This is a genomic window from Nocardia sp. NPDC050175 (assembly GCF_044459885.1).
Taxonomy (GTDB): Bacteria; Actinomycetota; Actinomycetes; order Mycobacteriales; family Mycobacteriaceae; genus Nocardia.
The window spans coordinates 97,309-110,323 of the sequence record NZ_JBITJI010000022.1 but is presented as its reverse complement, the minus strand read 5'-3'; the positions used below and the strand labels follow the sequence as shown (position 1 = coordinate 110,323).

Here is a 13,015-nt window from a genome sequence, read left to right as displayed (position 1 = left end):
AGTCCGACACGGTCAGCCGCAGGCCGGCGTGCGGTAATCGGCGGAACGCAGAATCCCGCAGAGGTCGGTCCGCGAGATCTTCCACTTACCGTCGAGCAGCACGAAATGCACGACGGTCGTGCGCACCGCGGTCCCGCTACCGTCCTTGTCCAGCCGCATCGTCGCGGTCAGCGTGCCGTCGTGATTGTCGAAGACCGGATCGGTGACCCCATAAACGGCGCGCGGATTGTCCTGCAGCGCCTTGTACATATCGGGAATCGCGGTCCGGAACGCGTCACCGTCCTCGATGAGGTCGGTGCGCTCGCTGTCCGGCAGCCCGGGATCCAGTGCCCGCTTGATCTGGGAGTCCAACTGCGCGGCCGACGGCAGCGGCGGATGCGCGGCGATCGAAGAAGTGGTGATCGAGGCGGACAGCGACGCGTTGGCCGACGAACGAGCGGCGTCGACGGCCGCCTCGTCCGATCCGGTGCTGCACGCCGCGGCGGCGGCCACCAGCAGGAGGCCGGACGCGGTCAGCACGGTGCGGGCGAGAAATGTGTATGGCATCACCATCTACATACCATCAATTACGGAGCTGATGCGTCCCAGCAGTGCCCGAACGGTCGTCACTTCCCGATCCGGCGCCGCGTCGACGGGCACCGCATCTGGAATCATGTCGCGCACCAACGCGACGACGCTGCGTTCGTCATCGAGGTCGATGTCGGTGACCCTGGCCTCGGCGACCGCGACCACGTCCTCCGGCCCTGGCACATCGCTGGCCAGATCGGCCCGGTAGATCTCCAGCGTCAAGCTGGCCCGGACCGTGCGAAACGCATACGGCCTGCCGTCGCCGGTCGTCCCGAACCCATGCGCGAACGGGCCAACGGTTATGTCATCGATGGCAAATCCCGACGAGTGGTCGGCTTTCAACCGGATCTCCCTGATTTGGACACTGTTTCAGCTCAACCGTAACCCGCATCACCGACATTCTCCCCCAGCCGCCACCCCGGTACGCCGTGATGTTGCGCCATCATGGTCAGATGGTGGAGTTGCGGTGAATCGTCGGTAGCAGTCGGTAGAAGGAGTTCGGTGGATGCGCCCTCGCGGCTGGGTTCGATTGGCGGCGTTCGCGGGTTCCGCTGTGGTTACGCCCCGCAACCAAAGATTCCGAGTCTCGACGGCGCTCGTCGGAGTCGCGGCACTGGCCCTGCTGACCGGCTGCTCCAACAGCCCCGACAGTGACAACCTGCCCACCAGAGATCCGGCCACCGCGGCGGTGTCACCCACCGACACGCCGCGTCCCGCGGGCGACGTCGCGAGACTGTCCAGCCCCGTCCGCGCACTGCTGACCGAGGCAAGCACCGGCGAGATCGCCGCCCTCGACGCCAGCACCGACACCAGCACGGTCCTGTTCCTCATCGACCCGACGACACTCGGCCACACCGACCCCAACGGCGTTCCGGACGCCGGCGTCCGCGCCCTGTCACTGTCCGCCCGCGGCGCGAGCCTCACCCAGGGCAAGCCAGGCGAACTGCTGGTCGCCGCGCCCAACCGGATCTTCCGCATCAACATCACGGCCCACTCGGTCAGCGAAATCCCGTTCGACGGCGACGCAAGGTCGGTGCAGCGACGCGACGACGGCACCCTGCTCGTCGGCACCGCCGACGGCAAGGTCCGCACCCTGGCAACCGACGGCAAAGTCACGCACACGATCACCGGCCTTGCCTCCGCCGACGCGCTCGCCCTCACCGAGGGTCACGTGTCCGTCCTGGACCGCCGGCAAACCTCCGTCACCGAGATCGAGCTGGGCAAAGACGACCTCGGCCTGGCCCTGCGCGCGGGCGACGGCGCCACCAACATGATCGCTGACCACTTCGGCCGGATCATCGTCACCGACAGCACCGGCGGCGAACTCTTGGTCTTCAGCGCCGGACCTCTCGTCCTGCGTCAGCGGTTCCCGGTAAACTCTTCGCCTTACGCGCTTGCCTACGATCAGCGGTCCGACACCGTGTGGGTGACGTGCACGCAGAGCAACGAAGTCGTCGGATTCGATCTGTCGACAGGTATACCGACAGAAGTGGGCCGCTACCCGACGGTGCGGCAGCCGAACTCGGTAACCATCGATCAGCGCACCGGGGACATGTTCGTAGGATCCGCGACCGGCGACGGCCTGCAGCGGATCCGCGCGGACGATCGGAAGAGAGGCCAATGATGACTCCGGCAACGCGCGCAGACGACGAACCCGCATCGCCACGCGAGCAGCGAGCGCGGCGCAACGCACTGCCCGCCGGGTGGGAAACCACCAGCGACGATTACGAATACGTGCCGCTGCGGCTGCCACCCGAGGTGACCAGGGTGACCGCGTCCATGCGGCTGGCCATCCAGGCCGAGTTCGGCGGCTGGGAACTGTCCCGCGTGCGGGCCTATACCGACGGTAGCCGCCGGGTGCTGCTGCGCCGCCGAAAAACCGCACTACCCCAGCCCGAACCGGGAATGTGAGCTGATGTACGCCCTGTTATTACGCCTGATGTTTCTGGTCCCGCCGGAACGCATCCACCACCTGGCCTTCGCGACGATGCGCTTGGCCGCTCGCTTCGCGCCCACCCGCTGGGTGATGACCAAGCTACTCGTCACCGACGACCCCATCCTGCGCAACACCGCGTTCGGCATCGACTTCCCGGCGCCGGTCGGCCTGGCCGCCGGTTTCGACAAGAACGCCGACGGCGTCGACGCCTGGGCGCCACTGGGTTTCGGTTTCGCCGAGATCGGCACCGTCACCGCCCAGGCCCAGCCCGGCAATCCCGCGCCGCGACTGTTCCGGCTGCCCGCCGACCACGCCCTGATCAACCGCATGGGCTTCAACAACTTCGGTGCCGCGGCCGCCGCCGAATATCTGCGCGATCGCCGCGGTGACGTGCCGATCGGCGCCAATATCGGCAAGACCAAAATCGTCGAACCCGCCGACGCCGCAGGCGATTACGCGATCAGCGCGGCCCTGCTCGGCCCGCTCGCCGACTTCGTCGTCGTCAACGTCAGCTCCCCCAACACCCCCGGCCTGCGCGACCTGCAGGCCGTCGAATCACTGCGCCCGCTGCTGCAGGCCGTGCTCGACAGCGTCCAGGTGCCCGTCCTGGTGAAGATCGCCCCCGACCTGTCCGACGACGATATCGACGCCGTCGCCGACCTCGCCGTCGAACTCGGCCTCGCCGGAATCGTCGCCACCAACACCACCATTCGCCGCGACGGCCTGCGCACGCCCGCCGACGAGGTCACCGCCATGGGTGCGGGCGGCCTCTCCGGCGCCCCCGTCGCCGACCGCTCCCTCGACGTGCTGCGCCGCCTCTACCGCCGCGTCGGCGACCGCCTCGTCCTCATCTCCGTCGGCGGCATCGAAACCGCCGACCAGGCCTGGGAACGCGTCCGCGCCGGCGCCACCCTGCTGCAGGGCTACACCGGCTTCATCTACGGCGGCCCCTTCTGGACCCGCAAGATCCACCGCGGCCTCGCACAACGCCTGCGCGCCAACGGATACCAGAGCATCGCCGACGCCATCGGCGCCGAGCACACCGCCAACGCCTGAGCCCGTGCTACCCCACCCGCGAATGCTGTAGTAACGCGGTCGAACTCGCGCACCGCGGCTTATTCTGATTGGGCACAACCACCCAACCCACGCGAGGGGGGCGGCGCATGGTCTCGCGGGATCACGGCGTGCTCACCATCGTGGGTGACGCCGTCATCGATCACATCTATCGCACCGACAAGCTGCCCGCCGAGGGTGACACGGTGCATGGACGTTACGAGGAACACTTCGGTGGCAAGGGTCTCAATCGTGCCGTCGCCGCCGCGCGGCTGGGATTGCGGGTGCGGTTGATCAGTGCGGTCGGTGGTGATATCGCGGGTCGGCGCATCATCCGATATCTGAAACGCCAAGGCGTCGACACCGAGCTGGTCAAGACGGTGGATGGCGAATCCACCCCGGTGGTTGCCGTTATCATCGCGAGCAGCGGTGCGACCGGCATCATCGGCGACAGCGATAACGCCGTGCGATTGAGCCGCGACGACCTGCGCACCGCCGCCGCCCGATCGGCGCTGACCTCGGCCGATGCGGTGCTGCTTACCTTCGAGCCACCGATCGCCGTCATCGATCAGGCATTGGGCGTGATCCGCAGAGGACGTACCCGTCCGCGTTTACTGGTGCACGCCACACCGCCGACGAACTCACCGCAGTACATCTCCAAGTACTTCGGCAGGATCGACTATCTGATCGGAAAACATAGAGAGCTGGCCGGATTGGTGGCCGATCCGGCGCGCACACCGCAAACACCGGCCACCGACCTCGACTTCGATGTCGACGTCGCGCCGCAGCTGCTCGCTCAGGGCGTCGGAAGTGTCTGCGCCGTCGAACGATTCGAATGCAGCGTCCGATCGGCGGCGCTGAATCTCGACGTGCCCCGTTCCTTCGCGGCAGTACTGGTGGACTCGCCAGGATCCTCTGCGGCGTTCAGCGCCGCCTTCGCCTACCGGCTCTTGACCGCCGGTCGCCCGGCCGACCGCGCGGACTTCGAATGGGCTACCGCCGCCATGGCGGCCACCCAGTCCTTCAGCGACGTGTCCGGCGCCATGCCGTCCGTCAGTGAAATCGATCGGATCGCCCGCCTCCCAACGTCATCCGACGACCACAGCTGATCCCGCCGATCGTCAGCTAAGCGCGTACGGCGGCTCGACGACGTGCCCCCGCATCGACTGCGAGCGGGGAGTCCGCCCCGGCGGCGCGGCCTCCCCCTCGGCGCGCTGGCCGCGCTGCAGTCGTTGCGCCATCCGATTGGCCAGCAGCAGCAGCGCCTCTTCCCAGGACACACCCAGCAGCTCGGCGCAGGTATCGGCACGGGCCTGAGCCCGTTGGTCGTACACGGCGTGCGGGTTGCTCAGCAACTCGTCGAGTTCCATGCCTAGCCGGGCCTGCGCCTGGCTCACCAGGCGATCCGGCAGCCAGCTCAACCGCCACGCATTCGTGTCTCCGGCTTCGCGGTATGCCGACTCCGGGGTGATATCGCTGGTCATCGTCCATGCGGTGGTGTGCACAGTCATAGCTGCCTCCGGTGCAACAGATGGAGCTTCGTCACGAATGCCGCCTGTCGTGCATTCGCTGGTGCAGTAGAAGGGTGGCCTGCTGCACCGTGGTTCCCAGGATGTCGGCCAGCGCTTCGGCCTGTTCCTGCGTCGTGGGGTCGGTGGCGAGATCTCGACGGCTCAGCAGCTCGTCCAATTCCATTCCCGCCCTGGCCTGTTCGCGGCTGAGCCGGTGCGGTAACCAACTCAGGCGCCATGCCGGTTCCTCGTGTCTCGCCACCCGCCATGCCCATTCCGGGGTGGTGCTACTCGTCATCGATCGGCTGTTCTCGTAGATCGTCACGGCTGTCTCCACCGGGGAGGAGTCGTCGCCGACCCGCATTCGGGTGTGCTGAGCTCGGCCGACCGGCGAAGCGCGGTCGGACCGGTGCGGCGCTTCCTCGGTGAAGCGGTGCGAGCGACGGCTGAGGCTGGCTTGGGGCGGAATGGCCGGCGAACGTACGGGTTCGCCTAGGCCGCAACCAAGTTCGGCTCGAGGTCGGCGTCAGATCCGATGTGCCGATGCGGCCTTCGCCGCCGGCCCTGCCTGATCAGGAGAACAACTTTCATCTCCGAGTCCCCTCCGAGGTGGCTGGGAGGCGGGTATCCCGCTGAACCCAGTGTGGCATTTGCCGTATCTGACCGTCAATTGCCGTTGTAGTTTGGTAATTGACAGTTCGTCGGCTGGCTAAACGCCGTTTTCGGCTATCGTCAGCGCGGCCCTCGATAACGACGATCAGAGAGGTTGACACCGGTCATGGTCCCGCAGGACTCGGGCGTGGTTGCCGTGCGCAATATCCTCACCCGACTGTGCAAGCGCTCCGGTCTCAGCTCGGATCGCCTGCGCACCACCGAGATCGACGTCGCGCCGCTGCTCGATCTGCTGGCCGTGCGCCAGCATGCGCGCCGCCATGGCATCGCACCGGAGGAGGCCGTCCTACCGGTGGTCAAGGAACTCGCGGCACAGCTGGAGCCGACCAACCGATTGATCGCCGACGCCGAGCTGTCACTAGGCCTGCTGCGCGAGAGCGCCACCGACGCACTGGATCTCGATCGCCTGTACGCCGCGGACCTCGGCGAACGACGGGAATACCTCACCGAGCACTGGCGGTTGCTGCACGAAACGCTACGCGCCGAACGGATCCCGATCACGCCCTCCGTCCGGTCGTTGCGGGCCACGCCCGAACGGCGCGCGTTCACCGCCCTGGCCGGCCTGCTGGTGAACGAGTCGGTCTACGACGCGGGATCGGTGCACCCGGCGACCACAATCGAGCCGAACTTGTCGGAACCCCGTGCCGTACCAACGGTTCCGGGTGTGGTGACGGTCTTCGGCGACGCCGTCATCGACCACATCTACTTCGTCGATCACATTCCCACGGCGGGCACCTCCACCCCGGGAAACAGCTTCGAAAAACATCCGGGTGGCAAGGGGCTCAACCGCGCGGTCGCCGCCGCCAGACTCGGACTGCAGGTCCGGCTGATCTCGGCGGTCGGCGACGACGACGAGGGCCGCCACGTCCTCGACTACCTGCGCTCGGAAAACGTCGACACCGACCTGGTCAAGGTCGTTCCCGAGGCACCAACCCCGGTGACCGCGGTGATGATCACCAGCACCGGCGCGGCCGGTCTCATCGGCTGCCGTGACGACCGAATCCGGTTGAGCGCGAGAGACTTACGCAGCGCGCCGATCCGCGCGTCCATCGCCGCCTCGGACGCCGTGCTGCTGACCTTCGAGCAGCCGATCACCGTCATCGAGCAAGTCATGGCCCTGGTCCGGCGACTGGATTCGCGGCCACTGCTCGTTGTCAATCCGTCACCGCCGATCGATCTGCCGCAATACCTGTATCAGTACCTCAACGTCGTCGACTACCTCGCGGGCACTAGCAAGAATCTCGCCGCCATGGTGCCCGAGGTCGCCGCCGCCTCCATCAGCGACACCGCGCAACGGTTACGCGCGCTCGGAGTGCGGTCGGTCTGCGCGACCGAGGACTTTCGATGCACGGTGTGGTCGGACCCGGTCAACACTCAGATCCCGGCCTTCCCCGCGGCGATGGAAGACTCCCCCGGTGCGCAAGCTGCCTTCGCGGCGGCCCTGGTATACCGTCTCGTCTCGACCCGCCGACCGGCCGACGAAGACGATTACATCTGGGCGACCGCGGCGATGGTGGCTACGCAATCGTTCGGGGACGTGCCCGGTGCTATGCCGCCGGTCAGTGAGATCGACCGCATCGTCAGACTTGCTTCGGAGGAGCATTGACCATATCCCTGGCCCACCTTGCCGACACCGATCACCGGTTCACGCGTAAGGCGAACGATCAGCGGGTCAGGGTGCTCGAGCTCGATGACGCAGACGAACGAGGCCACCTGTTGGTCTTCGGCGACATCACCGACGGCTGCCTGGTCCGGATCCATTCGCGGTGCCTCTACGGCGAGGTCCTCGGCTCCGACGATTGTGATTGCGGCCCTGAACTCGATGTCGCGCTCGATCGCATCCAGGCCGCGCGCTCCGGCATCCTGGTCTATCTCGAGCAGGAGGGCCGCGGCGCCGGGCTCATCGCGAAGGCGCGCGGCTATCGGCACAGCGAACTCTGCCGCACCGACAGCTTCACCAGCTACCGGGAATTGGGTTATCCCGTCGACGCCAGAACCTATGCGGTGGCGGCACGCGGGCTGCTCGGGCTCGGATTGCGGTCGGTCACCTTGCTCACCAACAACCCTGCCAAGGTCGAAGCGCTGCAAGACGCCGGCCTCACAGTCGTTGTCGCGCCGCTGATCACGCCGGTCCGCAGCGAACGGGCCAGAGCTTATTTGGAAGCCAAACGCGTGCACCGTGGGCATCTTCTGCCGAGTGCCGGCCTACCCTGGCTCGCCATACCAGAGCCTCCTGCCCTGCCGATATCGCGTTCCGTACGGCCGCTGCCGAGCCGCGGATTCGTCGCGGTGTCCACGATCGCTATGCTGCTCGTCGTGCTTGCCGTGGTCGGCCAAGCCGGGATCGCGGCAGTGGGCGCCCTTGTCGCGGTCGCGGTGGCGAGCGGTCGGGCGTTGCGAAATCGCCCGGACGTCAGGCAAGCAGTAGCGGCAGTCCCCGCAACGCTTTTCCCGTTACCGCCGCTGCAGCCCCGAAATGACCAGACGATCCAGGCCCCGGAGGAAGCACTTGACCACTGCTGAATGGGATCTCGCTGAAACCAGGCACCGTTTGCTGCGCAAGGGCCACGATCTGCGAGTCCGGGTCATCGAGTTGCCCGCCGAGCACGACGGCGGACATATGCTGATCTTCGGCGAGCCGACCGACGGCTGCCTCGTCCGCATCCATTCCCGCTGCCTGTACGGCGACGCGCTGCAGACCGACGACTGCGACTGCGGCCCCGCGCTCGAGAAAGCCATGGATTCCATTCAGGCGGCGGGCAGCGGGATTCTGATCTACCTGGAACAGGAGGGTCGCGGCGCCGGACTCGTCAACAAGGCGCGCGGCCTGCGGACAAGCCAGGTACATCAGGTGGATACGTTCAGCAGCTATGCCAAGCTCGGCCTGCCCCAGGACGGGCGACGCTATGAGCAGGCGGTCACGGCGCTCCAGCGGCTCGGACTGTCATCGATCCGGCTCATGACGAACAACCCCGACAAGGTTCGGGCCGTGCAGGCGGCCGGGATCAAGGTAACCGTGCGCTTGCTGCACACGCGGCCACGCAGCGTGCGGGCGGACGCTTACCTCGAGGCGAAGCGACTCGTCGGACATACGCTGCCCAAAAACGGTGGCCGCCGGGCCGAATTCGCCCCGGTTCGGCGCTGGCTGCGCAGCGGATGGTTCGCCATGCTCCGGCGGTGGCACGGCCGGTAGTTGCGGCTAACGACAGTCACGAGCCCGAACACCTGGTTACCATTAGTGAGCCGCGCCACTCCTGGCGCGCTTGGCCCCTTCGGGTCTCGAACCGCCCGCGTGCGGACGCCGTGAGGCGCGGTTCATTGCATGGATATCGGGAACAGGGATATGACGACAGACATCGGCTATTCGCACAAATCGGGCAAAACGGTCTACACGGTGCCGGAGGCGTTCCAGGAGACCGTGACGATCCGGCCGGAGCAGGTCGCGTTGCGGACCGTCGGCGGGACCCAGCAGATCACCTGGCGGCAGTTCGGCGAGCGGGTGCGCGCGATCGCGGCGGGCCTGGCCGCGCTCGGGGTCGGGCGCGGCGACACCGTCGGCATCATGCTGACCAATCGGCCCGAGTTCAACCTGGTCGACACCGCCGCACTGCACCTGGGCGCCACCCCGTTCTCGATCTACAACACCAGCTCATCGGAGCAGATCACCCACCTGTTCACCAACGCGGCCAACAAAGTCGTTGTGACAGAACAGGTTTTCCTGGACAAGGTCACCGGCGCGGGTGTCGAGCTCGCGCACATCATCCTGGTCGACGGACCGGCCGCAGGCACCAGCACCCTGGCCGAGGTCGAGGCGAACCCGGCCGCCGACTTCGACTTCGAGGCGGCCTGGCGCGCGGTCCAGCCCGACGATCTGGCCACCCTGATCTACACCTCGGGCACCACCGGCCCGTCCAAGGGCGTCGAGGTCACCCACCGCAACGTGCTCGCCCAAGTGATCGCACTGGTGAACGGCCCGCTGCCGGTCGGCCTCGATGATCGCGCCGTGTCCTACCTGCCCGCCGCGCACGTCGCCGACCGCATCTCCTGCCATGCCATGAACCTGACCACCGGCGTCCAGGTGACCACCGTGCCGGACCCGCGCGAGGTCGCCGCCGCCCTGCCCGACGCCCGTCCGACCACCTTCTTCGGCGTGCCGCGGGTGTGGCAGAAGATCAAGGTCGGCATCGAGGGCAAGCTCGCCGCCGAACCGAGCGGCGTGAAGAAGTCGCTCGCCAACTGGGCCATCGAGACCGGAATGGCCGCGGCCCGAGCCGATCTCGCGGGCCGGGGCCGCGGCCCGATCCTCGCGGTGCAGCACAAAGTGGCCGACGCGCTGGTGCTGTCGAAGCTGCGGCTTGCCATGGGCCTGGACGAGCTGTCCGTGCCCGCCTCCGGCGCCGCGCCGATCCCGGCGGAGACGCTGGAGTACTTCCTCGGCCTCGGCTTCCCGATGAGCGAGGTGTGGGGCATGTCGGAAACCACCGGCGTCGGCACCTTCACCGAGAAGGCCAAGCCGCGCCCCGGCTCGGTCGGCCGCCCGGTCGACGGCATGGAACTGCGCCTGGACGCCGACGGTGAGGTGCTGGTGCGCGGGCCCATCGTGACCCGCGGCTACCGCAACATGCCGGAGCGGACGGCCGAGGCGATCGACGACGACGGCTGGCTGCACACCGGCGACATCGGCACTCTCGACCCCGACGGCTACCTGCGCATCGTGGACCGCAAGAAGGAACTGATCATCAGCGAGGCGGGCAAGAACATCGCGCCGAGCAATGTCGAGAACGCGGTGAAGGCCGTCTCCTCGCTGGTCGGACAGGTCGTCGCGGTCGGCGACGCCAAGCCCTACATCGCCGCGCTGATCGTGCTCGACCCCGACGTTGCAGCCTTGCGCGCCAAGGAGTTCGACGCCACCGACGCCGATGTGGCGACGCTGGCCACCCGCCAGGAGATTGTGGACGAGGTGCTCGCCGCGGTGCAGGCGGGCAACGTCAAGCTGTCGCGGGTAGAGCAGATCAAGCGCTTCACCATCGTCGGCGCGGTCTGGGAGCCGGGTGGCGACGAGCTGACCCCGAAGATGTCCCTCAAGCGCAACCCGATCGCCGCCAAGTACGCGCCCGAGATCGCGTCGCTGTACGCAAAGGAACTGTCGGACAAGGTCATCACCGTCAAATAACGACCGAAGGCGACCTCCACCCCGTCTGAACGGATGAAGGTCGCCTTCGGTCGGCAAGCCCGAATCGAATGAAGGGCACCTTCGGTCGGTCTGGTGGGCTGAAGGTGGCCTTCGGTCGGGATGGGGTTATTTCTGCTCGTAGGTGCCCACGATGGTCGCGCGCGCGATGGCGTGCGAGAACAGGTTGAAACCGAGGTAGGCGGGCGTGGCGGAGCCATCGAGACCGAGGCTCTCCACGTCCACCGCGTGCACCACGATGAAGTAGCGGTGGTAGCCGTGTCCGGGCGGCGGTGCCGCGCCGACGAATCCGGCGAACCCACCGTCGTTACGCAACGAGACCGCCCCGCTCGGCAGCGCCCCGCCCTCTTCGCCGCTGCCCGCGCCGCTGGGCAGCGAGGTCACGCCGAGCGGGATATCGGCGACCGCCCAGTGCCAGAACCCGGCCGCCGTCGGCGCGTCCGGGTCGTACACGGTTACCGTGAAACTCTTTGTCTCCGCAGGGAATCCGGACCAGGAAAGTCGCGGCGAGACGTCCTTGCCGCCCGCGCCGAAGACGCCGCTGACCTGGTCGGTGCCGAGCGGCTGACCGTCGGTGACATCCGCCGAGGTCAGCGTGAACGACGGCAACTGCGGCAGCGCCTCGTAGGGATTGAAGGAGTAGTCGGGCACGGATTGTCCTTTCGTCAGCTGTTCAGCAGGAAGTGTTCCAGCACCCGGGTGCCGAATTCGAGGGCCTCCACCGGAACTCGTTCGTCGACACCGTGGAACAGCGCGGTGAAGTCGAGCTCCGGCGGCAGCTGCAGCGGCGCGAAGCCGAAGCAGCGAATACCCAAGCGGGCGAACGCCTTCGCGTCGGTACCGCCCGAAAGCATGTAGGGCACAGTACGACCCTGCGGATCGTGCGCGAGGATGGCGTCGTTCATCGCGTCGACCAGGTGACCGTCGAATGTTGTTTCGTACGAGTCGAGTTTGGTGATCCACTCGCGTTCGACGTCCGGGCCGATCAGCTCGTCCACCTCACGCTCGAACGCGGCCTGCCGTCCCGGCACCACGCGGCAGTCGATCACGGCCTCCGCGGTCTGCGGGATCACGTTCGCCTTGTACCCGGCCTGCAGCATGGTCGGGTTCGCCGTATCCCGCAGTGTCGCACCGATAATGCGGGAGATGGTGCCCAGCTTGGCCAGCTGGCCTTCGATGTCGGGGCTGGCCGGATCGAACTCCAGCCCGGTCTCCTCGGCCACGGCGGCCAGGAACTCGGTCACCGAATCCGACATCACCACGGGGAAGGTGTGCTTGCCCAGCCGCGCGACCGCGGCGGCCAGGATGGTGACCGCGTTGTCCTCGTGCAGGAACGAGCCGTGACCCGCTCGGGCCTTGGCGCGCAACCGCATCCAGCCGAGCCCCTTCTCGGCCGTCTCCACCAGGTACAGCCTGCGCTCGGTGCCGTCCGGGCGCGGCACGGTCAACGAGAAGCCGCCGACCTCGCCGACCGCCTCGGTGATCCCTTCGAACAGGTCGGGCCGGTTGTCCACCAGCCACTGGGATCCCCATTTGCCGCCGTTCTCCTCGTCTGCCAGGAAGGCGAACACGATATCGCGCGGCGGCACCGTCCCCTCGAGCTTGAACTGGCGGGCGATCGCCAGCATCATCCCGACCATGTCCTTCATATCGATGGCGCCGCGCCCCCACACGTAACCATCGCGCACCGCACCCGAGAACGGGTGCACACTCCAGTCGGCCGCCTCAGCGGGGACCACATCCAGGTGCCCGTGCATCATCAGCGCGCCCCGGCTGGAGTCCGCACCCTTCAGCCGCGCGAACACATTCCCGCGCCCCGGCGCGCCCGACTCCACATACTCGGTCGTATATCCGGCCTGGTGCAGTTGCTCGGCCACCCATTCCGCGCATTCGCGCTCCCCCTTGGTGGTTGCCAGCTCGCCGGTGTTGGAGGTATCGAACCGGATCAGCGCGCTGACCAGGTCCACCACCTCGTCGACCGCGCGAGAGCTGCTGTTGGGGACTGATCCTTCGACAGTTGTGGACACGTACCCTTTCCTACCACCTGTCCCGACCCGCGCCGTCCACTCCCTCCCGCCGCGCCAG

The 13,015-nt window shown here is 67.3% G+C and carries 14 protein-coding genes; 8 read left to right on the top strand and 6 right to left on the bottom strand.

Annotated features, from left to right (window positions below; genetic code table 11):
* Positions 1–12 precede the first annotated feature (12 nt).
* Complete coding sequence (locus ACIBK2_RS44250) at positions 13–552, bottom strand: hypothetical protein (protein WP_396977010.1); 540 nt, start codon at positions 550–552, stop codon at positions 13–15.
* Complete coding sequence (locus ACIBK2_RS44245; RefSeq protein WP_396977008.1) at positions 553–909, bottom strand: hypothetical protein; 357 nt, start codon at positions 907–909, stop codon at positions 553–555. It abuts the gene before it with no gap.
* 163 nt (positions 910–1,072) lie between these two features.
* Between ACIBK2_RS44245 and ACIBK2_RS44240 the strand changes: the two genes are divergently transcribed.
* The 4 genes from ACIBK2_RS44240 to ACIBK2_RS44225 all read left to right on the top strand — a co-directional run bounded on the left by ACIBK2_RS44240 (position 1,073) and on the right by ACIBK2_RS44225 (position 4,665).
* Complete coding sequence (locus ACIBK2_RS44240; RefSeq protein WP_396977007.1) at positions 1,073–2,191, top strand: YncE family protein; 1,119 nt, start codon at positions 1,073–1,075, stop codon at positions 2,189–2,191.
* A complete protein-coding gene (locus tag ACIBK2_RS44235) occupies positions 2,191–2,478 on the top strand; it encodes a DUF5703 family protein (protein WP_379281793.1) in 288 nt (95 codons plus the stop codon). The genes ACIBK2_RS44240 and ACIBK2_RS44235 overlap by 1 nt, the downstream gene beginning before the upstream one ends.
* A 4-nt stretch (positions 2,479–2,482) precedes the next feature.
* On the top strand, positions 2,483–3,559 hold the full coding sequence (locus ACIBK2_RS44230) for a quinone-dependent dihydroorotate dehydrogenase (RefSeq protein ID WP_396977005.1): 1,077 nt from the start codon (positions 2,483–2,485) through the stop codon (positions 3,557–3,559).
* Between the two features lie 107 nt (positions 3,560–3,666).
* A complete protein-coding gene (locus ACIBK2_RS44225; RefSeq protein ID WP_396977003.1) occupies positions 3,667–4,665 on the top strand; it encodes a PfkB family carbohydrate kinase in 999 nt (332 codons plus the stop codon).
* A 12-nt stretch (positions 4,666–4,677) separates the two neighbouring features.
* On the opposite strand, the gene ACIBK2_RS44220 is transcribed toward ACIBK2_RS44225, so the two are convergent.
* Together ACIBK2_RS44220 and ACIBK2_RS44215 are read right to left on the bottom strand one after the other, a co-directional pair.
* The gene (locus tag ACIBK2_RS44220) at positions 4,678–5,067 is read right to left on the bottom strand and encodes a hypothetical protein (protein ID WP_396977001.1); all 390 of its coding nucleotides are present in this window, start codon (positions 5,065–5,067) and stop codon (positions 4,678–4,680) included.
* Between the two features lie 31 nt (positions 5,068–5,098).
* Positions 5,099–5,392 (bottom strand): hypothetical protein, encoded by a 294-nt coding sequence (locus tag ACIBK2_RS44215; protein WP_396976999.1) that lies wholly within the window; start codon positions 5,390–5,392, stop codon positions 5,099–5,101.
* Positions 5,393–5,845: 453 nt separating this feature from the next.
* Between ACIBK2_RS44215 and ACIBK2_RS44210 the strand changes: the two genes are divergently transcribed.
* The 4 genes from ACIBK2_RS44210 to ACIBK2_RS44195 all read left to right on the top strand — a co-directional run bounded on the left by ACIBK2_RS44210 (position 5,846) and on the right by ACIBK2_RS44195 (position 10,912).
* The gene (locus ACIBK2_RS44210; protein WP_396976997.1) at positions 5,846–7,345 is read left to right on the top strand and encodes a PfkB family carbohydrate kinase; all 1,500 of its coding nucleotides are present in this window, start codon (positions 5,846–5,848) and stop codon (positions 7,343–7,345) included.
* Positions 7,342–8,262: a GTP cyclohydrolase II gene (locus ACIBK2_RS44205; protein WP_396976995.1), complete on the top strand. Its 921-nt coding sequence runs from the start codon at positions 7,342–7,344 to the stop codon at positions 8,260–8,262. The genes ACIBK2_RS44210 and ACIBK2_RS44205 overlap by 4 nt, the downstream gene beginning before the upstream one ends.
* Entirely contained in the window at positions 8,249–8,932 is a 684-nt protein-coding gene (locus ACIBK2_RS44200) for a GTP cyclohydrolase (protein WP_396976994.1), read from the top strand. Before ACIBK2_RS44205 ends, ACIBK2_RS44200 begins: the two co-directional genes overlap by 14 nt.
* A 150-nt stretch (positions 8,933–9,082) precedes the next feature.
* Positions 9,083–10,912 carry an AMP-dependent synthetase/ligase gene (locus ACIBK2_RS44195; protein WP_396976992.1) on the top strand — a complete coding sequence of 610 codons (1,830 nt, stop codon included), beginning with the start codon at positions 9,083–9,085 and terminating at the stop codon, positions 10,910–10,912.
* Positions 10,913–11,038: 126 nt separating this feature from the next.
* Here the strand turns inward: ACIBK2_RS44195 and ACIBK2_RS44190 are convergent, their stop codons facing one another.
* Entirely contained in the window at positions 11,039–11,581 is a 543-nt protein-coding gene (locus tag ACIBK2_RS44190) for a YbhB/YbcL family Raf kinase inhibitor-like protein (protein ID WP_396976991.1), read from the bottom strand.
* A 14-nt stretch (positions 11,582–11,595) separates the two neighbouring features.
* Entirely contained in the window at positions 11,596–12,957 is a 1,362-nt protein-coding gene (locus ACIBK2_RS44185) for a M20/M25/M40 family metallo-hydrolase (protein ID WP_357387854.1), read from the bottom strand.
* Positions 12,958–13,015 lie beyond the last annotated feature (58 nt).

Excerpts from the sequence above, each read along its gene's own strand:
- ACIBK2_RS44235 (WP_379281793.1), top strand. The coding sequence starts at position 2,191 with ATGACTCCGGCAACGCGCGCAGACGACGAACCCGCATCGCCACGCGAG.
- ACIBK2_RS44240 (WP_396977007.1), top strand. The coding sequence starts at position 1,073 with ATGCGCCCTCGCGGCTGGGTTCGATTGGCGGCGTTCGCGGGTTCCGCT.
- ACIBK2_RS44225 (WP_396977003.1), top strand. The coding sequence starts at position 3,667 with ATGGTCTCGCGGGATCACGGCGTGCTCACCATCGTGGGTGACGCCGTC.
- ACIBK2_RS44220 (WP_396977001.1), bottom strand. The coding sequence starts at position 5,067 with ATGACTGTGCACACCACCGCATGGACGATGACCAGCGATATCACCCCG.
- ACIBK2_RS44230 (WP_396977005.1), top strand. The coding sequence starts at position 2,483 with ATGTACGCCCTGTTATTACGCCTGATGTTTCTGGTCCCGCCGGAACGC.
- ACIBK2_RS44210 (WP_396976997.1), top strand. The coding sequence starts at position 5,846 with ATGGTCCCGCAGGACTCGGGCGTGGTTGCCGTGCGCAATATCCTCACC.
- ACIBK2_RS44250 (WP_396977010.1), bottom strand. The coding sequence starts at position 552 with ATGGTGATGCCATACACATTTCTCGCCCGCACCGTGCTGACCGCGTCC.
- ACIBK2_RS44195 (WP_396976992.1), top strand. The coding sequence starts at position 9,083 with ATGACGACAGACATCGGCTATTCGCACAAATCGGGCAAAACGGTCTAC.